Origin of the sequence: Streptomyces sclerotialus (genome assembly GCF_040907265.1) — a bacterium.
In the GTDB taxonomy this organism is placed as follows: domain Bacteria; phylum Actinomycetota; class Actinomycetes; order Streptomycetales; family Streptomycetaceae; genus Streptomyces; species Streptomyces sclerotialus.
Window position 1 is genome coordinate 3,190,963 of the sequence record NZ_JBFOHP010000002.1, and the last position, 23,139, is coordinate 3,214,101.

At 72.9% G+C, this 23,139-nt stretch carries 20 protein-coding genes, 1 tRNA gene and 1 pseudogene; 12 read left to right on the plus strand and 10 right to left on the minus strand.

What is annotated here, in order from left to right; all coding sequences use genetic code 11:
* Positions 1–8: 8 nt before the first annotated feature.
* The 3 genes from AAC944_RS14125 to AAC944_RS14135 are packed head-to-tail and all read left to right on the plus strand — an operon-like array spanning position 9 to position 4,076.
* Positions 9–1,964, plus strand: a complete 1,956-nt coding sequence (locus AAC944_RS14125) for an ATP-binding protein (protein ID WP_030614079.1) — start codon at positions 9–11, stop codon at positions 1,962–1,964.
* Positions 1,961–2,911 (plus strand): hydroxymethylglutaryl-CoA lyase, encoded by a 951-nt coding sequence (locus tag AAC944_RS14130; RefSeq protein WP_030614082.1) that lies wholly within the window; start codon positions 1,961–1,963, stop codon positions 2,909–2,911. The genes AAC944_RS14125 and AAC944_RS14130 overlap by 4 nt, the downstream gene beginning before the upstream one ends.
* 10 nt (positions 2,912–2,921) lie before the next feature.
* On the plus strand, positions 2,922–4,076 hold the full coding sequence (locus AAC944_RS14135; RefSeq protein ID WP_037772161.1) for an acyl-CoA dehydrogenase family protein: 1,155 nt from the start codon (positions 2,922–2,924) through the stop codon (positions 4,074–4,076).
* A gap of 3 nt (positions 4,077–4,079) precedes the next feature.
* Here the strand turns inward: AAC944_RS14135 and AAC944_RS14140 are convergent, their stop codons facing one another.
* On the minus strand, positions 4,080–5,666 hold the full coding sequence (locus AAC944_RS14140) for a beta-N-acetylhexosaminidase (protein ID WP_030614088.1): 1,587 nt from the start codon (positions 5,664–5,666) through the stop codon (positions 4,080–4,082).
* 203 nt (positions 5,667–5,869) lie between these two features.
* Between AAC944_RS14140 and AAC944_RS14145 the strand changes: the two genes are divergently transcribed.
* Together AAC944_RS14145 and glmS are read left to right on the plus strand one after the other, a co-directional pair.
* Positions 5,870–6,145, plus strand: a complete 276-nt coding sequence (locus AAC944_RS14145; RefSeq protein ID WP_030614090.1) for a hypothetical protein — start codon at positions 5,870–5,872, stop codon at positions 6,143–6,145.
* 45 nt (positions 6,146–6,190) lie between these two features.
* Positions 6,191–8,011 (plus strand): glutamine--fructose-6-phosphate transaminase (isomerizing), encoded by a 1,821-nt coding sequence (gene glmS / locus AAC944_RS14150; protein ID WP_030614093.1) that lies wholly within the window; start codon positions 6,191–6,193, stop codon positions 8,009–8,011.
* A gap of 297 nt (positions 8,012–8,308) precedes the next feature.
* Here the strand turns inward: glmS and AAC944_RS14155 are convergent, their stop codons facing one another.
* Entirely contained in the window at positions 8,309–8,830 is a 522-nt protein-coding gene (locus AAC944_RS14155) for a universal stress protein (protein WP_030614096.1), read from the minus strand.
* 455 nt (positions 8,831–9,285) lie between these two features.
* Between AAC944_RS14155 and AAC944_RS14160 the strand changes: the two genes are divergently transcribed.
* The 4 genes from AAC944_RS14160 (at position 9,286) to AAC944_RS14175 (ending at position 12,030) form a co-directional block, all read left to right on the plus strand.
* Positions 9,286–9,558, plus strand: a complete 273-nt coding sequence (locus tag AAC944_RS14160; protein ID WP_368397275.1) for a hypothetical protein — start codon at positions 9,286–9,288, stop codon at positions 9,556–9,558.
* Between the two features lie 369 nt (positions 9,559–9,927).
* Positions 9,928–11,208, plus strand: coding sequence for a GlxA family transcriptional regulator (locus AAC944_RS14165; protein ID WP_030614099.1), 1,281 nt, complete (start codon positions 9,928–9,930; stop codon positions 11,206–11,208).
* 5 nt (positions 11,209–11,213) lie between these two features.
* Entirely contained in the window at positions 11,214–11,846 is a 633-nt protein-coding gene (gene orn, locus AAC944_RS14170; protein ID WP_030614102.1) for an oligoribonuclease, read from the plus strand.
* A gap of 108 nt (positions 11,847–11,954) precedes the next feature.
* Positions 11,955–12,030: transfer RNA gene (locus AAC944_RS14175), tRNA-His, on the plus strand.
* Between the two features lie 67 nt (positions 12,031–12,097).
* Here AAC944_RS14175 and AAC944_RS14180 read toward each other — a convergent pair.
* Complete coding sequence (locus AAC944_RS14180; RefSeq protein ID WP_030614105.1) at positions 12,098–12,748, minus strand: NAD(P)-dependent oxidoreductase; 651 nt, start codon at positions 12,746–12,748, stop codon at positions 12,098–12,100.
* A gap of 154 nt (positions 12,749–12,902) precedes the next feature.
* Between AAC944_RS14180 and AAC944_RS14185 the strand changes: the two genes are divergently transcribed.
* Positions 12,903–13,796, plus strand: coding sequence for a helix-turn-helix domain-containing protein (locus AAC944_RS14185; RefSeq protein ID WP_030614108.1), 894 nt, complete (start codon positions 12,903–12,905; stop codon positions 13,794–13,796).
* A gap of 16 nt (positions 13,797–13,812) precedes the next feature.
* Here AAC944_RS14185 and AAC944_RS14190 read toward each other — a convergent pair whose 3' ends face one another.
* The 4 genes and pseudogenes from AAC944_RS14190 to AAC944_RS14205 form a co-directional block, all read right to left on the minus strand.
* A complete protein-coding gene (locus AAC944_RS14190; protein ID WP_030614111.1) occupies positions 13,813–14,850 on the minus strand; it encodes a LacI family DNA-binding transcriptional regulator in 1,038 nt (345 codons plus the stop codon).
* A 185-nt stretch (positions 14,851–15,035) separates the two neighbouring features.
* Positions 15,036–15,929 (minus strand): annotated as a pseudogene (locus AAC944_RS14195) (chitinase); the annotation flags it as partial.
* 311 nt (positions 15,930–16,240) lie between these two features.
* A complete protein-coding gene (locus AAC944_RS14200; RefSeq protein ID WP_030614119.1) occupies positions 16,241–17,641 on the minus strand; it encodes an ATP-binding protein in 1,401 nt (466 codons plus the stop codon).
* Positions 17,642–17,669: 28 nt separating this feature from the next.
* Entirely contained in the window at positions 17,670–18,359 is a 690-nt protein-coding gene (locus AAC944_RS14205; protein WP_030614122.1) for a response regulator transcription factor, read from the minus strand.
* 155 nt (positions 18,360–18,514) lie between these two features.
* On the opposite strand from AAC944_RS14205, the gene AAC944_RS14210 reads away from it, so the two are divergent.
* Positions 18,515–19,090, plus strand: coding sequence for a hypothetical protein (locus tag AAC944_RS14210; protein WP_196942983.1), 576 nt, complete (start codon positions 18,515–18,517; stop codon positions 19,088–19,090).
* Positions 19,091–19,341: 251 nt separating this feature from the next.
* Here AAC944_RS14210 and AAC944_RS14215 read toward each other — a convergent pair whose 3' ends face one another.
* Together AAC944_RS14215 and AAC944_RS14220 are read right to left on the minus strand one after the other, a co-directional pair.
* A complete protein-coding gene (locus tag AAC944_RS14215; protein WP_030614127.1) occupies positions 19,342–20,202 on the minus strand; it encodes a spermidine synthase in 861 nt (286 codons plus the stop codon).
* Positions 20,203–20,257: 55 nt separating this feature from the next.
* Positions 20,258–20,692, minus strand: a complete 435-nt coding sequence (locus tag AAC944_RS14220; protein ID WP_438272800.1) for a hypothetical protein — start codon at positions 20,690–20,692, stop codon at positions 20,258–20,260.
* A 234-nt stretch (positions 20,693–20,926) separates the two neighbouring features.
* On the opposite strand from AAC944_RS14220, the gene AAC944_RS14225 reads away from it, so the two are divergent.
* Positions 20,927–22,351 (plus strand): NsdA family TPR-like regulatory protein, encoded by a 1,425-nt coding sequence (locus AAC944_RS14225; protein ID WP_037772139.1) that lies wholly within the window; start codon positions 20,927–20,929, stop codon positions 22,349–22,351.
* A gap of 40 nt (positions 22,352–22,391) precedes the next feature.
* On the opposite strand, the gene AAC944_RS14230 is transcribed toward AAC944_RS14225, so the two are convergent.
* Entirely contained in the window at positions 22,392–22,985 is a 594-nt protein-coding gene (locus AAC944_RS14230) for a histidine phosphatase family protein (protein WP_030614136.1), read from the minus strand.
* Positions 22,986–23,139 lie beyond the last annotated feature (154 nt).

Consider the following 23,139-nt stretch of genomic DNA (forward strand, 5'->3'; position numbering starts at 1 on the left):
CCTCCACCATGTTCAGCACAGTCCTGGTCGCCAACCGCGGCGAGATCGCGGTCCGCGTCATCCGCACCCTCCGCTCCCTGGGCATCCGCTCGGTCGCCGTCTTCAGCGACGCGGACGCCGAGGCCCGGCACGTCCGCGAGGCGGACACTGCCGTACGCATCGGTCCCCCGCCCGCGACCGAGAGCTACCTCTCCGTGGAGCGCCTCCTCGAAGCGGCGGCCCGCAGCGGCGCCGAGGCGATCCACCCCGGCTACGGCTTCCTCGCCGAGAACGCCGGGTTCGCCCGCGCGGTCACGGCAGCGGGCCTGGTCTTCATCGGCCCGTCCGCCGACGCCATCGAGCTGATGGGCGACAAGATCCGCGCGAAGGAGACGGTGCGGACCGCGGGCGTGCCCGTCGTACCGGGCTCCTCGGGCAGCGGCCTGAGCGACGACGAACTGTCCGCCGCCGCCCGGGAGATCGGCATGCCGGTGCTGCTGAAGCCGTCGGCGGGCGGCGGCGGCAAGGGCATGCGTCTGGTCCGCGACGAGGCGCTGCTCGCGGATGAGATCGCGGCGGCCCGGCGCGAGGCCCGCGGCTCCTTCGGGGACGACACCCTGCTGGTGGAGCGCTGGGTGGACCGCCCCCGGCACATCGAGATCCAGGTGCTCGCCGACGGCCACGGCAACGTCGTCCACCTCGGGGAGCGCGAGTGCTCCCTCCAGCGCCGCCACCAGAAGATCATCGAGGAGGCGCCGAGCGTCCTGCTGGACGAGGCGACCCGGGCGTCGATGGGCGCCGCGGCCGTCGAGGCGGCCCGCTCGTGCGGCTACGTGGGCGCGGGCACCGTCGAGTTCATCGTCCCCGGCGACGATCCGTCCTCGTACTACTTCATGGAGATGAACACCCGCCTCCAGGTCGAGCACCCGGTCACCGAGCTGGTCACCGGCCTGGACCTGGTCGAGTGGCAGCTGCGGGTCGCCGCGGGCGCGGAACTGCCCTACGCCCAGGACGACATCGCCCTCACCGGACACGCGATCGAGGCCCGGATCTGCGCCGAGACCGTATCCATCAAAGAGGGGGCGCGCGGCTTCCTGCCCTCCGGCGGCACGGTCCTGGCGCTGCACGAGCCGCAGGGCGACGGGGTACGGACCGACTCCGGGCTCTCGGAGGGCGCGGAGGTCGGCTCGCTGTACGACCCGATGCTGTCCAAGGTCATCGCGTACGGCCCGGACCGCGCGACCGCGCTCCGCAAGCTGCGGGCCGCGCTCGCCGGCACGGTCATCCTCGGCGTGCCCACCAACACCGGCTTCCTGCGCAGGCTGCTGGCCCACCCGGCCGTCGCGGCCGGGGAGCTGGACACCGGGCTGGTGGAGCGCGAGGCGGACGGCCTGGTGAGCCAGGACGTGCCGGAGGAGGTGTACGCGGCCGGCGCCGCGGTGCGCGCGGCGGCGCTGGAGCCGTCGGGCGAGGGCTGGACCGACCCGTTCTCCGTGCCGAGCGGCTGGCGGCTGGGCGGCGAGCCGGCCCCGCCCGCCTTCTGGCTGCGGGTGCCGGGCCAGGAGCCGGTACGCGTCTCGGGCAGCGGCCAGGTCACCGCTGACCGGGTGACCGTCACCGTCGACGGCGTACGCCACACCTTCGTACGGGCCGGGGACTGGCTCGGCCGGGACGGCGACGCCTGGCACGTCCAGGACCACGACCCGGTGGCGGCCACGCTCGGCGGCGCGGCCGGGGCGTACGGCGCCGACTCCCTCACCGCCCCGATGCCCGGCACGGTCACGGTGGTCAAGGCCGCGGTCGGCGACCACGTCACCGCGGGGCAGGGCCTGCTGGTGGTGGAGGCGATGAAGATGGAGCACGTCATCTCCGCGCCGCACGCCGGCACCGTCGCCGAACTCGACGTGACGCCGGGCAGCACGGTCGCCATGGACCAGGTGCTGGCCGTGATCACCCCCGACGAGCCGGAGGACGACCAGCGATGACACCGGGACTGCCCATGTCCGTACCGGTCCACGGGCTGCCCGCCCGGGTCCGCATCCACGAGGTCGGCGCGCGGGACGGGCTGCAGAACGAGCAGGCCGTGGTCCCGACCGAGGTCAAGGCGGAGTTCATCCGCCGCCTCGCGGACGCGGGCCTGGACACCATCGAGGCGACCAGCTTCGTGCACCCCGAGTGGGTGCCCCAACTGGCCGACGCGGAGCGGCTGTTCCCGATGGTGAGCGAGCTCGACGCGCGGCTCCCGGTCCTCGTGCCGAACGAACGCGGCCTGGACCGGGCGCTGGCCCTGGGCGCGGACCGGATCGCGGTCTTCGGCAGCGCCACCGAGTCCTTCGCCAAGGCCAACCTCAACCGCACGGTGGACGCGGCGCTGGCGATGTTCGCACCGGTCGTCGCCCGCGCCAAGGAGGCGGGCGCGCATGTACGCGGCTACCTCTCCATGTGCTTCGGCGACCCCTGGGAGGGCCCGGTGCCGGTCCCCCAGGTCGTACGGGTCTGCCGGGCGCTGCTGGACCAGGGCTGCGACGAACTGAGCCTGGGCGACACCATCGGCGTCGCCACGCCCGGACACGTCACCGCCCTGCTCACCGCGCTGAACGAAGCGGGCGTCGGCACGGACGTGCTCGGTGTCCACTTCCACGACACCTACGGACAGGCGCTGGCCAACACCCTGGCCGCGCTGCAGCACGGCGTCACCACCGTCGACGCCTCGGCGGGCGGCCTGGGCGGCTGCCCGTACGCGAAGAGCGCCACCGGCAACCTCGCCACGGAAGACCTGGTGTGGATGCTCCAGGGCCTCGGCATCGAGACCGGGGTCGACCTGGACCGGCTGACCGCCACCAGCGTGTGGATGGCGGAGCGGCTGGGCCGGCCGAGCCCGTCCCGCACGGTACGCGCCCTCTCCTCCTCCCTCGACTCCCACAAGGAGTGACCCCATGTCCCTGGACCACCGCCTCCCCTCGGAACTTACGGAACTGCGCACGACGGTCGAGGCGTTCGCCCACGACGTCGTCGCGCCGAAGATCGGCGAGTTCTACGAGAACCACCAGTTCCCTTACGAGATCGTGCGCGAGATGGGCCGGATGGGCCTCTTCGGGCTGCCGTTCCCCGAGGAGTACGGCGGCATGGGCGGCGACTACCTCGCGCTCGGCATCGCCCTGGAGGAGCTGGCCCGGGTCGACTCCTCCGTGGCGATCACCCTGGAGGCAGGCGTCTCGCTCGGCGCCATGCCGCTGTACCACTTCGGCACGGAGGAGCAGAAGCGGACCTGGCTGCCGAAGCTCTGCTCGGGCGAGATGCTGGGCGCGTTCGGGCTGACCGAGCCGGAGGCCGGGTCCGACGCGGGCGGCACGAAGACCACCGCCCGGCTCGACGCGGCGACCGACGAATGGGTGATCAACGGCAGCAAGTGCTTCATCACCAACTCGGGCACGGACATCACGGGGCTGGTCACCGTCACGGCCGTCACCGGCCGCAGAGAGGACGGCAGGCCGCTGATCTCCGCGATCATCGTGCCGGCCGGCACCCCCGGCTTCACGGTCGCGGCCCCGTACTCCAAGGTCGGCTGGAACGCCTCCGACACCCGCGAGCTGTCCTTCTCCGACGTCCGCGTCCCGGCCGCCAACCTGCTGGGTGAGGAGGGCCGCGGCTACGCCCAGTTCCTGCGCATCCTGGACGAGGGCCGGATCGCGATCGCCGCGCTGGCCACCGGGCTCGCGCAGGGCTGTGTGGACGAGTCGCTGGCGTACGCGAAGGAACGGAAGTCCTTCGGGCGCCCGATCGGGGAGAACCAGGCCATACAGTTCAAGATCGCCGACATGGAGATGCGCGCCCACACCTCCCGGCTGGCCTGGCGTGACGCGGCCTCCCGCCTGGTCCACGGCGAGCGCTTCAAGAAGGAGGCCGCGCTGGCGAAGCTGTACTCCTCGGAGATCGCGGTCACCAACGCCCGCGAGGCCACCCAGATCCACGGCGGCTACGGCTTCATGAACGAGTACCCGGTCGCCCGCATGTGGCGCGACTCCAAGATTCTGGAGATCGGCGAGGGGACGAGCGAGGTCCAGCGCATGCTGATCGCGCGGGAACTGGGGATGTGACCGTCACCCCGCGGGCCACGGCACCTGCGGCGACCGGTAGTAGGTGATGCCCATCGCGTCCCAGCGCGGGCCCTGGGACGCGAGCCGCACCTTGTACCGGTCCCAGTCGTGCGTACGCGCGGGCGACCACCCCAGCTCCGCGATCCCCGGCAGCCGCGGGAACGCCATGTACTCGACCTGGTCGCTCTCGGAGAGCGTCTCGGACCACAGGGGGGCCTCCACGCCGAGGACGGAGTCGGCCGGCGCGCCCGCGAGGTAGCTGCCGGGGTCCCAGTCGTAGGAGCGCCGCGTCTCCACGTACCCGGCCCAGCTCAGACCGAGTTCGGTGTCCTTGGTGTACTTCATGTCGAGGTAGGACCGGTCGGCGGGCGACAGCACCAGCTTCGTGCCCTTCTTCGCGGCGTCCGCCACCTGCGCCCGCTCGGCGGCACCGGTCGCGTCATAGCCCCAGTACTGCGCCACCGCGCCCTCGGCCGGCGTCGCGCCGGTCAGCTGGTGCCAGCCGATCACCGTCTTGCCGTACTTCGCGACGACCGGCTGCACCTTGTCCATGAAGGTGACGTAGTCCTCGTGACTGGTGGAGTGGGCCTCGTCGCCGCCGATGTGGAGGTACGGGCCGGGGGTCATGGCCGCCAGCTCGCGGATGACGTCGTCCACGAAGTCGTACGTCACCGGCTTCGGCACGCAGAGGGAGCTGAAGCCGACCTCGGTGCCGGTGTAGAGAGGCGGCGCCACGCCGTCGCAGTTCAGCTCGGCGTACGAGGCGAGGGCCGCGTTGGTGTGGCCCGGCATGTCGATCTCGGGGACGACGGTGAGGTAGCGGCTCTGCGCGTACCGGACGATCTCCTTGTAGTCGGCCTTGGTGTAGAAGCCGCCGGGTCCGCCGCCGACCTGCGTGGAGCCGCCGTAGGTGGTGAGCCGGGGCCAGGAGTCGACGGCGATGCGCCAGCCCTGGTCGTCGGAGAGATGCAGGTGCAGCTTGTTGATCTTGTAGAGGGCGAGCTGGTCGATGTAGCGCTTGACCTTCTCCACGGAGAAGAAGTGGCGGGAGACGTCCAGCATCGCGCTGCGGTACGCGTAGCGCGGGGTGTCGGTGATCGTTCCGGCGGCGATGACCCAGGGGCCGGGCTGCGCCGTACGCCGCTCCGCCGCCGCGGGCAGCAGCTGGCGCAGCGTCTGGACGCCGTGGAAGAGGCCGGCCGGGCGGGCCGCGCTGAGGGTGACGGCACGGCCGGTGACGGTGAGCCGGTAGCCCTCCGGGCCCACCCCCTTGGCGCCGAGCTCGAGCACGATGCCGTCGCCGCCCCCCTTGGCCGTGACGGGCAGCTTGTAACCGGTCGACGGCCGCAGCAGGTCCGCCAGGTAGCCGGCGACCCGCTTCGTCTCACCGGTGGCCCCGGGGACCCGGATGGCGGTCCGGTCCGTGAGGCGGTGTGCGCCCGGGGCCGGCCGTACCGAGACCGGGGCGGGGACCACGCGGTCCAGGGGCACGGGGTCGACGGGCCGCGCGGCGGCGGGCGCGGCGCCCGCCGTGCCCAGGCCGGCCGCGGCCACCAGGAGGAGGGAACAGAACAGCCTGTGCGGTCTCACGAGTGACACGGATGATCCCTTCGGCGAGCTTCGTGCATGACATGACGTCGTGCATGGCATGGAGCAACCGAACGCTCACCTTGCGTACCGTGCGCCACACGAAGGGTCAAGGTGTAGACCAATACTCAGCCACCTGAACCGCCGCTTGCCCGAAAGCGGGCAGATTTCTTGCGAAAGTGCGTCCGGCACCGCAGTATCGACGCGTGCTCGATCGTCGTCCGTCCCACGAGGACCTTGTGGAACACCTGGTACGCAGTACGCCGCTGCAGCGCGGCGAGGCCGTCCGGGTGATCCAGGACGTGCTCGCGTTCTTCGACGAGACGACCGAGGCGTTCGTCCGCCGCAGACACCGCGAACTGCAGGGACAGGGCCTGCGCAACGACGCGATCTTCGAGCGGATCGCCCACGAGCTGCCGCACCGCGCCGTGGCACCGCCCGAGCTCTCGATACGTCAGCTGCGCCGCCTCGTCTACGGCTGAAGCAGCCAAGGGCACCACGAACCAACGATCAGGGAGGGTCCATTCATGTGCGGAATCGTCGGATATATCGGGAAGCGTGATGTCGCTCCGCTGCTCCTGGAAGGGCTGCAGCGTCTGGAGTACCGCGGTTACGACTCCGCCGGCATCGCCCTCCACGCCTCCGGCAAGACCGGCGGGCTGAAGACCGCCAAGGCCAAGGGCCGGGTGCGGGAGCTGGAGTCGCGCCTGCCGAAGCGCTTCGCCGGTACCACCGGCATCGCGCACACCCGCTGGGCCACCCACGGCGCGCCCAACGACGAGAACGCCCACCCGCACACCGACGCCGAGGGCAAGGTCGCGCTCGTCCACAACGGCATCATCGACAACGCCGCCGACCTGCGCGCCCGCCTCACCGCCGAGGGCGTGGAGTTCGCCTCCGAGACCGACACCGAGGTCCTCGCCCACCTGATCGGCCGCTCCGAGGCCGGCACGCTGGAGGAGAAGGTCCGCGAGGCGCTGCGGCACATCGAGGGCACGTACGGCATCGCCGTGCTGCACGCCGACTTCGCCGACCGCATCGTGGTCGCGCGCAACGGCTCCCCGGTCGTCCTGGGCATCGGCGAGAAGGAGATGTTCGTCTCCTCCGACGTGGCGGCCCTCGTCTCGCACACCCGCCAGGTCGTCACCCTCGACGACGGCGAGATGGCCACGCTCAAGGCCGACGACTACCGCACGTACACCACCGAGGGCTCGCGCACGACGTCCTCCCCGGAGACCGTCGAGTACGCCGCCGAGTCCTACGACATGGGCGCGCACGACACGTACATGCACAAGGAGATCTCCGAGCAGGCGGACGCGGTGGACCGCGCGCTGCGCGGCCGGATCGACGACCGCTTCTCCACCGTGCACCTGGGCGGCCTCAACCTGGACGCGCGCGAGGCGCGGGGTGTCCGCCGGGTCAAGATCCTGGGCTGCGGCACCTCGTACCACGCGGGCCAGATCGGCGCGCAGATGATCGAGGAGCTGGCGCGCATCCCCTCGGACGCCGAGCCGGCCTCCGAGTTCCGGTACCGCAACCCGGTCGTGGACCCCGACACGCTCTACGTCGCGGTCTCGCAGTCCGGTGAGACCTATGACGTGCTCGCCGCCGTCCAGGAGCTCAAGCGCAAGGGTGCGCGGGTGCTGGGCCTGGTGAACGTGGTCGGCTCGGCGATCGCGCGGGAGACCGACGGCGGCATCTACGTGCACGCGGGTCCGGAGGTCTGCGTCGTCTCCACCAAGTGCTTCACCAACATGGTGGTCTCCTTCGCGCTGCTCGCGCTGCACCTGGGCCGCATCCGCGACCTGTCCGTGGCGGACGGCAAGCGGATCATCGACGGACTGCGCCGGCTGCCCGAGCAGATCACCGAGATCCTGGAGAACGAGGCGGAGATCAAGAAGCTCGCCGAACTGTATGCGGATGCGAAGTCGATGATGTTCATCGGCCGGGTCCGCGGCTACCCGGTGGCGCGTGAGGCCTCGCTGAAGCTCAAGGAGGTCTCCTACATCCACGCCGAGGCGTACCCGGCCTCCGAGCTCAAGCACGGCCCGCTGGCGCTCATCGAGCCGGCCATGCCGACCGTCGCGATCGTCCCCGACGACGACCTGCTGGAGAAGAACCGCGCGGCGATGGAGGAGATCAAGGCCCGCAGCGGCCGCATCCTCGCCGTCGCGCACGCGGAGCAGGAGAAGGCGGACCACACGATCGTGGTACCGAAGAACGAGCCCGAGCTCGACCCCATCCTCATGGGCATCCCCCTCCAACTCCTCGCGTATCACACGGCCCTGACGCTGGGCCGCGACATCGACAAGCCCCGCAACCTGGCCAAGTCGGTGACGGTGGAGTAGGGCGACGTGTGTGAGGTGGACCCCTGGTCGCGCCACCATACGAACGGGGGTCCACCTCACCGGTGCCGGCGTCGCCCTAACGCCGGCAGTGATGCCGCCTTCCCGGGAACCGTCACACCCGGGCGGCAGCACGCTGTGTGAAGGGTTTGTACCCCTCACAAGCGCACAACCCACCTCTACGAGTCAGTAGATTTGTCGACTACGAACGAGGTATGACAGTTCGTCACGTCGAGGTGACCGCACGGTGTGGACGCGGGGATGAGGCCGAATACGTACGGCGATGACGGTCGCCCGCCGTCACGGAACGACGATCACCGGACGCTGCGCGCGACGGGCGAGCCGTCCGGCGACCGATCCGAAGATCCGCCCGACGATGCCGTGCGTGGAGCCGACCACGATGGCGTCGGCCGCGTACTCCCGGCCGACCTCCTCCAGTTCGTGGCAGATGTCACCGCCCCGCTCGACGAGGATCCAGGAGAGCTCGGAGAGGTGGTCGGCGCAGGCCAGCTCCAGCCCCAGGACCTCCGTACGGTGGTCGGGGACGTCGACGAAGACGGGCGGTTCGCAGCCCGCCCAGACGGTCGTCGGGAGCCGGTTGGCGACATGGACGATGATCAGGCCGGAGCCGGAGCGCCGGGCCATGCCGATGGCGTAGGCCAGGGCGCGCTCGCTGGAGACCGAGCCGTCGAAGCCCACCACCACACCGTGCTGGAAGGCGGGGTCGCAGGAGTGGCGTGACTGTTCCGCCGCTTGGAGGTCCGCCATCGGATCGGCGACCTGCTTGCGGTCCGCGGGTTCGGGGAATTCGTGACCGGCCATGAGTGTCTCGGCGAAGGGAGCCCTCGTACCCAGAGGCGGAGGGGAACGGCGATTGACTTGTTCGGGCAGTTGACTGAGCTGGGCGGAGAGCGGGGCGACGGCGATGGTTCAATGCCGAACAATACGGCCGGGAATCATCTTCCCAACCCCTTACCCCAAGAGTACGGCGCCACTCCTCCCCTGCCCAGAGTCTCCGTAAACGGCGCTTGTCCCTTTTGACCGGACAGCGCCCCCGAACGTTCCCCGGAGCATGCCGGAGCGTCGCGCCGTTGGCAATGGCCCGCAGCGCCTGCATACGGATGCCGGCACTCCGGTACGGACACCCCTGCTCCGTCCGTACCTCTCGTGGTGACTCCCCGTGGCCGCCCGCGTTGTTCCAGTGGTCCGCGCGGTCGGTGCGGATCACTCGGAAGGAGCCCCCCTTGCCCGGTACGCCTCACCCGCCCGGGGACCCCGTGAGCGACGTGGTCCGCTGGGGCGCGTTCAGCTGCGCACTGGTTCCACTTGTCCTCCTCGTGTGCGGTTCGTCCCTCGCCGGGGCGGCCGGCACCGCCGCCGGTCTCGCGGCGGTCACGTGCGCCTGCCGGGCGCTGCTGCGGCAGTCCGAGCGGACCGCAGCCCGGCTGGCCGTCGAACGGGTCTCAGTGCACCGCGGACGGCACGGCAGGACGGGTCTGGGGGCGCACCGGGGCGGACGCCACGGAGGGGGGCGCACGCCGGGGGATTGAGGCGCTCCCGCGCGAGTCCGGGGGTGCCCGCACAGGTGCCCGCGACCCTTTTCAGCCAACTTCGACCCCGGTTACATCCCTTGGCAAAAGCGACCCCCAACCGGCCTTTGAACAGGACGGAAAGGACCGCACGGCGTGGTTGTGCCCTACGACGGACGGGCAGGGGCGGGAGGCGTACTTCCCACCGAGGCCCACGAGTGGAACGCTTCGTGATCGAATGCTTCGCGCCAAGTTGCCATATCGACTTACCAGCAGGTGGTGAACTTGGCACTCCATCCTCACGGGACACAGTAGATTCGATCTTGGCAATCACGGCGGGGGAACAGTGCAGGACCGAGAGGGCGAGACGACCGAGGGGGGCTTAGTGCCATGAGCCAGGACTCCGCTGCCGTACCAGATGCCGCACGCAAGCTCGCCGCCCGACGACGCCGCGAAGTAGTCGCGGTGCTCCTCTTCAGTGGCGGCCCCATTTTCGAGAGCTCCATTCCGCTCTCGGTATTTGGCATCGACCGCCAGGACGCGGGCGTGCCGCGGTACCGGTTGCTTGTGTGCGCGGGCGAAGATGCGCCTTTGCGCACGACCGGCGGACTGGAGCTTTCCGCTCCATACGGCCTGGAAGCGATCTCCCGGGCAGGTACCGTCGTGGTACCCGCCTGGCGTTCGATCACCCAGGCGCCACCACCTGCCGCGCTGGACGCACTCCGGCGCGCGCACGAAGAAGGGGCCCGCATCGTCGGGCTGTGCACGGGCGCGTTCGTACTGGCGGCCGCAGGGCTGCTGGACGGCCGTCCGGCGACCACCCACTGGATGTACGCACCGACGCTCGCGAAGCGTTACCCGTCCGTCCATGTCGATCCACGCGAACTGTTCGTCGACGACGGTGACGTCCTGACGTCGGCGGGCACGGCAGCCGGTATCGACCTGTGCCTCCACATCGTGCGGACCGACCACGGCGCCGACGCGGCCAACGCGCTCGCCCGCCGGCTGGTCGTGCCGCCCCGGCGCACCGCGTCGGAGCTGGGGCACCAGCGATACCTCGACAGGTCATTACCGGAGGAGATCGGCGCCGACCCGCTCGCCGAGGTCGTCGCCTGGGCGCTGGAGCACCTCCACGAGCAGTTCGACGTGGAGACGCTCGCCGCGCGCGCTTACATGAGCCGCCGGACGTTCGACCGCCGGTTCCGCTCACTCACTGGGAGCGCTCCCCTGCAGTGGCTGATCACTCAGCGCGTACTGCAGGCGCAGCGGCTGCTGGAGACGTCGGACTACTCGGTGGACGAGGTGGCGGGCCGCTGCGGCTTCCGCTCCCCCGTCGCTCTGCGTGGTCACTTCCGGCGGCAGCTGGGGTCCTCCCCCGCGGCCTACCGGGCGGCCTACCGCGCCCGGCGGCCACAGAACGGCACCGCGGAGCCACCAGGATCCGCGGTCCGCTCGGCCGACCGGCCGGAGCGCCTGGACCGCACGGGGACCCCGGCGGCCGAGCGCTTCGGGGCCCACGCCCCGGTACCGGGTCAGGGGGGTCCACTGGGCGCCCATGAAGCGGGCAAGCCGGAGTCGGACGCGTACGCGTCCCGGCTCGGGGAGCATCCCGTGGGCCGTGCCACCGGACGCCCGGTGCTGCCCGGCCAGCGGGAGCGCCCCGTAGGGTGAGAGCCATGAACGATCGCATGGTGTGGATCGACTGCGAGATGACGGGGCTCTCGCTGGCGAACGACGCGCTCATCGAGGTGGCCGCACTGGTCACCGACTCGGAGCTGAACATCCTCGGCGAGGGGGTGGACATCGTCATCCGTCCCCCCGCCGAGGCCCTGGAGACCATGCCCGAGGTGGTGCGCGAGATGCACACCGCCTCGGGACTGCTCGCGGAGCTGGCCGGCGGGACGACCCTCGCCGACGCCGAGCGGCAGGTCATGGACTACGTCAGGAGCCACGTACCGGAGCCGGGCAAGGCCCCGCTGTGCGGCAACTCCGTCGGCACCGACCGCGGCTTCCTGCTGCGTGACATGCCGGAGCTGGAGGACTACCTCCACTACCGGATCGTCGATGTCTCGTCGGTGAAGGAGCTGGCGCGGCGCTGGTACCCGAGGGCGTACTTCAACAGCCCGGAGAAGAACGGCAACCACCGGGCGCTCGCCGACATCCGTGAGTCGATCGCGGAGCTGCGGTACTACCGGGAGGCGGTCTTCGTGCCGCAGCCGGGGCCCGACTCCGACACCGCGAAGGCGATCGCGGCCAAGCACGTACTGCCCGCGGAGACCCCCGCGGCGCAGCGCGCGGGCGAACAGTGACGTAGCTCGCTCCCGGGCAGGGGGAAAGCCGGGAGCGAGCACCCCTTCGGACCCTGTACACTTTTCTTCAGCCGGTGGGGAACAAGACACCACACAGCACCGGTCATGGTGGGTATAGCTCAGCTGGTAGAGCACCTGGTTGTGGTCCAGGATGTCGCGGGTTCAAGTCCCGTTACTCACCCCAACGGGAAGGCCCGGTCCGCGAAAGCGGACCGGGCCTTCTTCGCGTCCGGGCCTTCTTCGCGTCCGGCTCAGTAGCCGACGGTGAAGCGCTCGCCGATGTGGCGGGGCTGCTCCACCTCGTCGAGGAGGGCGACCGCGTAGTCCTCGGCGGAGATCCTGCTGCTGCCGTCCGCCGCGGTGACCAGGTCGTCGAGGGCGGTGCGGTAGTCACCCGTGCGGGTGCCGGGCTCGATCAGGGCAGCGGGGCTGAGGTTGGTCCAGCGCACATCGGTGACGGTGCGGTAGAAGTCCAGCGCGTCGCCGTGCGCGTGCATGATCTGCAGCAGGAACTCCGGCAGCCCCTCGGCGTCCCAGACCTGCTTGCCGTCGGGCGTGCGCAGCGAGCCGGCGCCGCCGACCGCGATCAGCCGCGGCGCGTCGGCGCCCAGCTTCCGCAGCCCGGCCACCAGGGACTCGGCGGAGGGCTGGATGGTGGCGAGGTGGCCCGGGCCGTCACCGCCGCCGACCGCGCTGATCACTACGTCCTGGCCCTGGGCGGCCGCGGTCACGGCGTCCGGGTCGAGGACGTCGCCGGCGGTCACGGTGAGCTTCGGGTGCGACCGGGTGAGCTTCGCGGGGTCCCGGACGACCGCGGTGACCTCGTGGCCGCGGTCCAGCGCCTCGTCGAGGACGCGGCTGCCGATGGTGCCGTTGGCACCGAAGAGGGCGATCTTGGACATGGGGTGCTCCTCCGACGGACCGTACGGTCGTGCCGGTCCGGACAGGGTTGGGGTTTCCGTTTTCCGTCATCGCGCGGGGCGATGTCTTCTACGCTAGGCACGGAAGAAGGTCATTCCGGGGTAGGCGCGGGACGAGCGATGGTGAAAATGCGACATGCGGGCGAGTGAGCATCCGGAGGACATCCCGGCGGTGCCGTTCTCGGCGCCGGCCGGGCGGCCCGCGGGCGTGGAGGTCCTGACACTCGCCGAGCTGCGCGCGCGGGCCGACGCCTGCGCGCTGACCGTGCCGCACCGCCCCGGCTTCCACCACCTCCTCGCGCTGGACGCGGGCCGGCTGTCCCACACCGTCGACTTCCGCGAGTACGGCCTGCGGCCGGGTGACTGGCTGTGGGTACGGCCCGGCCAGGTCCAGCACTTCGGCGACCTGACGGCCGCCGAGGGCGTCCTCGTGCTCTTCGAGGCCGGCTTCCTGGACCCGGCGACGGCCACCGCCGCCCGGCTGGAGGACTGGTACGGCCCGGCCGTGCGCCGTCCGGACGAGGCCGCCGGGACGGCCGCGCGGACCGCGCTGGACCATCTGCACCGCGAGTTCGGCGCGCTGTGCGGCCTGCCGCTGGAGGCCCATCTGGACGTGCTGCGGCACCTGCTGTCGGTACTGGTGCTGCGCGCGGCGCACTTGGTGCGGGACCCGGCGGACGACGCCGGGGACTGCGCGGCGACGGCGACGTTCCTGCGCTTCCGGGACGCCGTCGAGCGGGACTTCGCGGCCAGCCGCCGGGTCGCCGACTACGCCCGTACGCTGGGCTATTCGCCGCGTACCCTCTCCCGTGCGACGGAGGCCGCCGCCGGGGTCGGGGCGAAGGAGTTCATCGACCGCAGGGTGGTGCTGGAGGCCAAGCGGCTGCTCGCGCACGGAGATCTGCCGGCGGCCCGGATCGCCCGCCGCCTCGGTTTCGAGGACGCGACGAACTTCAGCAAGTACTTCCTGCACCGGACGGGGAGCACGCCGATCGCCTTCCGGGAGGGCGTGCGCGGCGGCACGACGTGACCGTACGAGCCGGCGGTCACGAGGACTCCCGTACCACCAGCTCCGTCGGCAGGACGTGCTGCGGACGTTCCCGGGAGCGTTCGCCCAGCTCCTCGACCAGCACTCGCGCCATGGCCCGGCCCATCTCCTCGATCGGCTGCCGCACGCTGGTCAGCGGCGGATCCAGATGGCGGGCCACGGCCGAGTCGTCGAACCCGACCAGCGCCACGTCCGCCGGCACCCGCCGCCCGCGCTCCCGCAGCGCCGTCAGCGCCCCGGCCGCCATCACGTCCGAGGCCGCGAAGACCGCGTCCACGTCCGGGCGGCGGTCCAGCAGCGCGGCCGTGGCGCGCCGCCCGCCGTCCTCGGTGAAGTCCGCCGGGACGATCAGCGCCTCGTCCGGGTCGTGCCCGGCGTCGGCGAGCGCCTCCCGGTAGCCGGCCAGCCGGCACTGCGCGGCGTACATGTCCGGCGGGCCGGTGATCGTGGCGATCACCCGCCGGCCGCGCTCCAGGAGGTGCCGGACGGCGGCCCGGGCCCCGCCGGCGTTGTCGGAGTCGACGTACGGCACGGTCTCGCGGGCCGAGCGGCGGCCGCTGAGCACCGCGGGCAGCTCCAGCCGGGAGAGCAGGTCGGGCAGCGGGTCGTCCTGGTGCACGGAGACCAGCAGCACGCCGTCCACGCGGTGCGCGGCGAGGTACTGGCCCAGCCGCTCCCGCTCCTTCGGAGTACGGACGAGGATCAGCAGCAGCTGGAGGTCGGTGTCGGCGAGCCCGGCGCCGACCCCGCGGATGATCCCGGAGAAGTACGGCTCGGCGAAGAGCCGGGTCTCCGGCTCGGGGATGACCAGCGCGACGGCGTCGGTCCGGTCGGCGGCCAGCGCGCGGGCCGCGCCGTGCGGCACGTACCCCAGCTCGGCGATGGCCCGCTCGACCACGGCGCGGGTGCGGGGGCTCACCCGGGGCGAGCCGTTGACCACCCTGGACACCGTGCCCCGGCCGACGCCCGCACGCGCCGCCACCTCTTCGAGCGTGGGGCGTCCGCCGCGCCGACCACCGCGCCCTGCCGCTGCCATGGCTGCCTCCGGACTCCCGGCCGCGAATGTTTCCCGCCATTACACAGCGGAACACGACGCAACGGCGGAAAGCGCCACCGGTTCGGTGTGGGGCGGACGGGACGGAAGCGGGGCGCAGCGGTTGTGGGGGGGGTGGGAGGCCGCTGCGCCCCGCTGGTGGAGGTGGTTCCGTGGGGGGGCCGTGGTCAGCCCTGGTACGCGCCCAGGGCCTTGGTGAAGTCCAGCGGCTGCTGCCCGACGCCGCTGCAGGTCGGCTGGGCGGTGCCGGACGCGCCGCCCTCGCAGGCCTTGTCGCGGGTGCTGGACCACATGGACAGCCAGGCGAGGTGCCGGGCGGCGGCGAAGTCCGCCAGCTCCTTCGCGTCGTCGAGCGTGAAGGTCTCGGTCGCGACGTCGTTGACGCCGATCATCGGGGTCACCGCGACCGTCTTCCAGGCCTCGTCGTCGCTCAGCCCGAGTGCGTCCTTGACCTGCTTCTGGGTGGCGGTGGCGGCCTGGATCGCGTACTTCCCCATGTCGCCGTCGTAGGAGGCGCCGTAGTCCATCGCCATGATGTTGACGGCGGAGATCTCGACGCCGTTCTTCTCCGCGTCCGCGAGGAGGCGCACGCCGTCCTGGGTCAGGCCCTCGGGCATGACGGGGAGGGTGAAGGAGACGTCCAGGTCCGGGTGGTCCTTCTGGAGCTTGGCGATGGCCTGCGCGCGGCGGGTGTTGGCCGCGGCGTCCGGCAGCGCGCCGCCCTCGATGTCGAAGTCGGCCTTCTTCAGGTCGTACGCGTCGACGACCTTGCCGTAGGCGGCGGCCAGTTCGTCCGCGGACTTGCAGGCGAGCCCCAGCTCCGACCCGGCCGCGCCGCCGAACGAGACGCGTACGTCGCCGCCTTGGGCGCGCAGCTCCGGTATCTGCTCGGCGACCGGGTCACCGTCCAGGGGGCCGCTGCCGCCCCACTTGGGGTCGCAGCCGCCGCCGGAGGTGACGAAGGCGAGGTGGAAGGTCTTCACACCGGTCTTCTCCGCCGTGTCCACGAGGTCGTACGCGGGGCTGAGCGAGGTGTCGACGTACGGGGCGAACGCGCCGCCCGCGGCGGCCTGTCCGGCCGGGCCGGCCTTGCTCGCCTGGGCCGAGCCGGCGACGGCGAACCCGCCGCCGACCGCCAGCGCCGCTGCGGCCCCGGCGCCGATCAGCTTCAGCGTGCGGCTCGTACGGCGGCGGTGTGCCGGAGAATTCATCTGGTCCTGCCTGTCATGTCGTGGGGGGTGGCGTCCCGCACGCTAGCGACCGGGAAACGGACAATCGGCAGGTTCCGCACGCCCGTCGGCGAACTTATGGCCCGCTTAAGGAACCGAAAGGGAGGGGTTAAGCGGAACCCGGCCGTCGGGTCGGGCGGGGCTCAGCGCCGGGCCACGGGGATGCGGCGGTGGAGCCGGCCCAGGCGGCGGCGGGCCCGGTGGCGGCGGCCCGTCCGCGGGCCGCGGCGGCCGTCCAGGGCGAGCCAGACGCGTACCTCGGTACCGCCCAGGACCGACCGGCCGATGCGGACGTCGCCGCCGGTGGACTCCGCGAGGCGCCGGACGATGTCCAGGCCGAGCCCGGTCGAGCCGTCGCCGCCGTCACCGTGGCCGCGGCGCAGCGCCGCGGCCGGGTCGGCGATGCCGGGCCCCGCGTCCGAGACCAGCACGATCACCGCGTCCTCGGCGTTGTGCACGTCCACGGCGAACGCGGTGCCTTCGGGCGTGTGCCGGAAGACGTTGCCGAGCAGCCCGTCCAGCGCGGCGGCCAGGTCGGGGCGTGCGACGGGGACGCGTACGGGACGGTCGGCGCCCGCCACCCGTACGGTGCGCCCCTCGTCCTCGGCGAGCGCCGACCAGAAGCCCATCCGCTCCCGGATCACCTCGGCCGCGTCGCACCCGGCCGCCGCTGCCGCCTGCCGGTTCGGCGTCTGCTGCTCGCGCGCGGTCCGGATGATCTGGTCGACCTCGCGCTCCAGCTGGGCGACGGCGGCCCGGGTGTGCTCGGCGGCCGGTCCTTCGCCGAGCGAGGCCGCGTTCAGCCGCAGCACGGTCAGCGGGGTGCGGAGCCGGTGGCTGAGGTCGGCGGCCAGCTCGCGTTCGTTGGCCAGCAGCTGGACGACCTGGTCGGCCATGGAGTTGAAGGCCACGGCCGCCGACCGGAGCTCCTTCGGGCCGTCCTCCAGGACCCGTACGCCCAGCTTGCCGTCGCCGAGGTCGAGCGCGGCGCCCGCGAGCCGCTCGGCGGGCCGCACCAGCCGCGTACCGAGCCGGTCGGCGACCGCGACCGAGCCGACGATCAGGGCGAGGCCGACCCCGGCGAGCAGCGCCCAGGAGGTCGTCACGCCGTTGGTGACCGCGTCCTCGGGGACGAAGACCTCGACCACGGCGGTGCCGGAGGCGACGGCGGTGGGCTGGAGCAGCGAGGAGCCGCCGCGGACGGTGGCGACGGAGGCCCGGCCGTACCGGGCGGCGCGCGCCACCTCGGCCGCCTTCGCCCGGCCCGCGCCGATCACCGCGGGCGCGCCGCCCCGGTCCGTGGCCGGTACGTGCACGCCGAGCTGGCCGCCGGGCCCGGTCTCGGCGCTGGCGACGGCGCGGGTCAGCGCGGCACGGTCGGTGGTGATGGCGAGCACCGGGCCGATCGCGGCGGCCTGCCGCTCGGCGTTGGCGAAGGCACGGTCCCGGGCCAGCTCCTTGACGACGAGTCCGAGGGGGACGGCGAAGGCGATCACCACCATGGCGGTGACGGCGAGGGCGACCTTGACCAGGGCCCATCTCACGACGCCGCCCCGCGGCCCGCCACCGGTCTCACTGCGGGGGCTCCAGCTTCACGCCGACGCCGCGCAGGGTGTGCAGGTAGCGGGGGCTGGCGGCGGTCTCGCCGAGCTTGCGGCGCAGCCAGGACAGATGGACGTCGATGGTCTGGTCGTCGCCGTAGGACTGCTGCCACACCTCGGCGAGCAGTTCCTTGCGGGCCACGACCACGCCGGGCCGCCCGGCCAGGAAGGCCAGCAGGTCGAACTCGCGGCGGGTCAGGTCCAGCGGCGTGCCGTCCAGTTCGGCCTGGCGGCGCAGCGGGTCGACGGTCAGGCCGCCGACCTGGAGCACCCGGGAGGGCGGCGGCCCGCCGCCGGGCCCGTGGGCGCGGCGCAGTACGGCGGCCATCCGCGCCGACAGGTGCTCCACGGAGAACGGCTTGGTGAGGTAGTCGTCGGCGCCGTCGTTGAGCAGCCGGACGATCTCCGCCTCGTCGTCCCGCGCGGTGGCGACGATCACCGGGACGTCGGTGATGCCGCGCAGCATCTTCAGCGCCTCGCGGCCGTCCAGGTCGGGCAGCCCGAGGTCGAGGACGACCACGTCGAAGCCGACCTGGGCCACTTCGCGCAGCGCCTCCAGGGCGGTGCCGACGCTGCGCACGGTGTGGGCGGCGTCGGACAGATGCCGGATGAGGGCCGAGCGGACGAACTGGTCGTCCTCGACCACGAGCACACGTGCCATGGGACGGCACCGTACGCCATTCGGGTGCGCTTCCTGACCGCCCATTGACGCCCGCTGTCCGTTCCGTACGGCGTGCGGCCCGGTCCCGTACCGGCTGCGGCCGCTCCCGTGCGGGCGCCGATACCGCCTCGTCCGCTGCGCCGGGGTGGTGCAGTATGGCCCGCGTGCGACGAGGACTGGTTCACGCGGCGGCCTGGACGATGGCGACCGGGGCCGCGGTCACGCTGTCGTGGTTCGGCGTGCACACCGTGGTCTCCGGTACGGCGTACGACCCGCCGCGCGCGCTTCCCCTCTCCGACAACGCACCCGGCGCACAGTCCGGCTCCCCGAGCGACGCCACACCCCGCGCGTCGTCCACCCACCGCCCCAAGCCCTCCGGCACGCCGTCCCCCTCCTCCACCCGGCAGACCGGCCGGCCGGCGGAACCGGCCGCTCCCCCGCGCAGCCCGGCGCCGAGCCGCTCCGCCGCCGTCCCGAGCACCCCGGCCACGGACGGGGACGCGGGCACGGTCAAGGGCTACCGCACCGACGGCGGCCGAGTCGTCCTGGACCTGAAGGCGGCACGGGCGGAACTGGTGTCGGCGACACCGGAGCCCGGCTGGCAGATGCAGGTGTGGAAACAGGACGGCTGGCTCCGGGTCGACTTCGCCCGCGGCAACGACCGCACCTCGGTGATCTGCGCCTGGAACGGCCATCCGCCGGTCGTCACCACGGACAACCACGCGCGGTAGCGGGAGCCGCCCGCGCGCTCAGAGCCCGTGTCATCACCCTGGTCGGATCAGCGCACGTCGTCCGGTGCGTGCGATCGCAAGGCGGCTGGAAGCCCTCGAGGGAGCACCTCCCTGGCCCTCAAGGCCTTGGGGGAGGAACTACCAGGGCCTCCCCAACGCCGCGAGAATGGGGGCTCCCCTGCTCGAGCGAAGCCGAGAGCTGGGGGAAGTGCCAGGCGGCGGGCGCCCGGCCGGGGTGAGGACACCGGCTCTCAGTCGAAGGTGCCCGGTGGCGGCGCGGGCGAGGCGACCGCGGTGGCGTCCGTGACCGGCACCGCGCCCCCGGCGAAGTCCCGCAGCGCCCGGCCGTGTTCCACCCGCCCGGACTCCGGGTCGGTCGCGGCCCGCCGGGTCAGCTCGGCGACCGGCAGCGCGCCGTCCGCCGCGAGCAGTACGGCGTTGCCGAAGCGCTTGCCCCGCAGTACGGGCGGGGCCGCGGTCAGGCACAGCTCGCCGAAGACCGCGCCCACGGTGGCGATCTGGGAGCGTACGAAGGCCAGCGGCGGGCCGTCCGCGAGGTTGGCCGCGTACCAGCCGCCGGGCGCCAGCGCCCGCGCCGCCTCCGTGACGAACTCCGTGCTGGTCAGGTGAGCGGGCGTACGGGCGCCACCGAACACGTCGGCGATGATCAGGTCGGCCCAGCCGTCCGGGACCTTGGCGAGCCCGGCACGGGCGTCCCCGCCGCGCACCTTGACCCGTGCCCCGGAGTCCAGCGGCAGCTGCTCCCGCACGAACTGGACGAGGGGCGCGTCGATCTCCACGACCTGCTGCGTGGAGCGGGCGCGGGTCGCCGCGACGTACCGCGCCAGGGTGAGCGCGCCGCCGCCGAGGTGCAGGACGCGCAGCGGCTTGCCGGGCGGGGCCGCGAGGTCGGCGATGTGGCCGAGCCGCCGCTGGTAGGCGAAGTCCAGGTACGCCGGGTCGTCGAGGTCCACGAAGGACTGCGGGGCGCCGTCGATCAGCAGCGTCCAGCCGCGCGGCCGGTCCCGGTCGGGCCGCAGCTCGGCCCGGCCCCCCGCGACCTCCGCCGTCACCGGCTCCCGCGCCGCACGCGCCCGCCTGTTTCTCGCCATCGGGCCAGTATCCCCCGTACGCGTCAGGCCCGGCGCGGGCCCCGTAGGGGGCCGCTCAGCGGCAGCGGTCGACGGCTTCGATCGTGCGGGCCGCCTCGCCGAGCGCGGCGCGCAGCACCACGGGGTCGGTCGCCGCGACGAAGGCGCCGTCCGGGGGGACCAGCCAGCCCGTGCCCGCGACCGGCGGCTCGTCCGCGCCCCGCCGGCTGCTGGCGCGCCCGCCGCCGTACGTCTGCGTACAGGCGCTGCCGGGCAGGTCCCAGCCGTCGGCCGTGCCCGGCGGCACCAGGAAACCGAGGGTGTCGCAGTCGCCGTCGTGCAGGACCGGGCCGACGCCGTCCCGCAGCCGGAGGATGTCCACCGCCTCCAGGCCCTGCCGGGCCGGCACCGTGACGAGGTCCAGGTCGCCGGGCGGCGCACCGGCCGCGGAAGCGCCCACCGGCCCCGAAGCGGTCTCGACGGCACCTTTGTCCACGCCGGCTTCCAGCACGGGAAACCCCTCCTCCTGACGCACCGCTCCCTACACCTGGAGCAACGCGGAAGGGCGTCAACAGCAACGGTGTCAGAACGCTGTAAAGGATGGCACTTCATGGCGGATGCCGCATGGGATATCCCTTTTGTAAACAAACTCTCCGTATCGCGGGCGTCACAGACGGTACGGTCGTTGCCCGCCGCGCCGCCCGCGCGCGGCGTCGTCGCACGGATGGCTTGGAGAGGGCCCGCCATGACGTCGCCAGCAGATCCGTCAGCGTCGGTGACCGACGTCCTGCCCCGCCCGAACACCGCCTTCAGGCAGTTGCGCGGCCGGCTGTCGCCCGGTGAGTTCGCGGCCGCCGTACGCCGGGCCGCCCGTGAGATCGGCGAGCAGGTCTCGTGCGACGCGCGCTACGTGGGGCGCGTCGAGGCCGGCGAGATCCGGTGTCCCAACTACGCCTACGAGCGGGTGTTCCGGCACATGTTTCCGGGCCTGACACCGGCCGACATGGGGTTCGCACCCCGCGAACGGGTACGCGGGCGGGGCGCGAGAGCGCAAGCGGGCACCGCGCCTCCGGCGCCGGACGACCACCGCGACCCATCCATCCAGAGCTGCGAGGAGAGCGACGTGCTGCGTCGCGCGTTCATGACCGGCGGCCCGGCCGCCGCCCTGGGGATCGCCGGCCTGGCGCCCCTCGGGACCGCACCCGACCCGCGTTCCACCGCCGGCCGCCTGTCAGGCGCCGCTCCCTCCAAGGGCGCGCGGCAGGTGGGCAGAGCCGAGGCCGCCGCCGTGGAGGACGCGGTCCGCCGCATCCGGCTGCTGGACGACCGGCACGGCGCCGAGGGCATCTACCGGAGGGCGGCCCAGCCGCTGCGCGCCGCCTACGCGCTCCTTGACGCCGGCGCCCACCGCCAGTCGGTGACCGACCGGCTGCACGCGGGCGCCGGCGAACTGGCCATCTCCGTGGGCTGGCTGGCCCACGACTCGGGCCGCTTCGGGGACGCCCGCTCGCACTACGCGGAAGCGCTGGCCACCGCCCGGGTGGCGGGCGACCCGGCCCTGGAGGCGCACGCCTTCTGCAACACCGCGTTCCTCGCCCGGGACGCGGGCCGGCCCCGCGAGGCGGTCCGCGCGGCACAGGCGGCCCAGCACGCCGCCAAGCACCTCTCCTCCCGCCGGCTGCAGTCCCTGCTGGCGCTGCGCGAGGCGGGCGGCTGGGCCGGTCTCGGTGACCGGGCGGGCTGCGAGGAGGCACTGCTGCGGGCGCACCGGCTCTTCGCCCGCGGCCCCTCGGACGCCGACCCGGAGTGGATGTCCTTCTACGGGGAGGCGGAGCTGGCGGGCCTGGAGGCGCAGTGCTGGTCGGCACTGGGTGAGCACGGCCGCGCCACGGAGCACGCGCGCCGCGCGGTGGCGCTCCAGGAACCGCACTTCACGCGCAACACCGCGCTGTACACCGCGGAGCTCGCGGGCGATCTGGCGGACAGCGGCGCGCCCGACGAGGCGGCCGCCGCCGGACTGCGGGTGCTGGGCCTTCTGGACGAGGTCGGCTCGGCGCGCATCCGCTCGATGCTGGCCGGTACGGCGCGGACGCTGCGCTCCCGGCGCCGCACCCCGGGCGTCGCCGACTTCCTGGACCGGCACGCCACGGTGGCCGCCCGCCCGGCCTGACCCGGAAGGGCCGCCCGACGGGCGGCCCGGCCGCGAGCGCTCAGCCCAGGTGGCCGGTGTCGTTCCAGCGCTCGATGGCCGGGGCCCCGTACGCCCAGCCGAGCACCGACAGGGAGGTCGGCTCCAGACGGACCCGGGCGGCGAAGGAGATGTCCTCGCCGAGCCAGCGGGCGCAGAGCGACCGCAGGATGTGGCCGTGCGCGAAGAGCAGCACGTCGCGGTCGGCCGAGCGGGCCCACCCGATGACGCCGTCCACCCGGCGGGACACCTCGGTGAGCGTCTCGCCCTCGGGCACGCCGTCCCGCCAGATGAGCCAGTCGGGCCGGTCCGCCTTGATCTCGGCGGGCGTCATTCCCTCGTACGCGCCGTAGTCGACCTCCATCAGCGCGTCCCAGTCCGTCGCGCGGTCTCCGAAGCCGGCCAGCTCGCAGGTCTCCTTGGCGCGGACCAGCGGGCTGGTGCGCACCTCGACGTCCGGGAGCCCGTTCCAGGGTGCGCGGTGCAGCCGTTCACCCAGCAGTTTGGCGCCGCGCCGCCCCTCGTCGAGGAGCGGGATGTCCGTACGGCCGGTGTGCTTGCCGGACAGGGACCACTCCGTCTGCCCGTGCCGGGCCAGGAGGATGCGCGGTGCCATGGGATTACCTCTCACCGGGGCGAGCCCGCTCGCCGCCGGCCTTGCTCGTCCGGCCGCCGGACGGCCGGCGGCGGTACCTCTCGTTCCGTCCGTTCCATCATCGCGCATGCGTTCCCACGACCACGCACCCCCCATAGGGAACGAACAGGACATA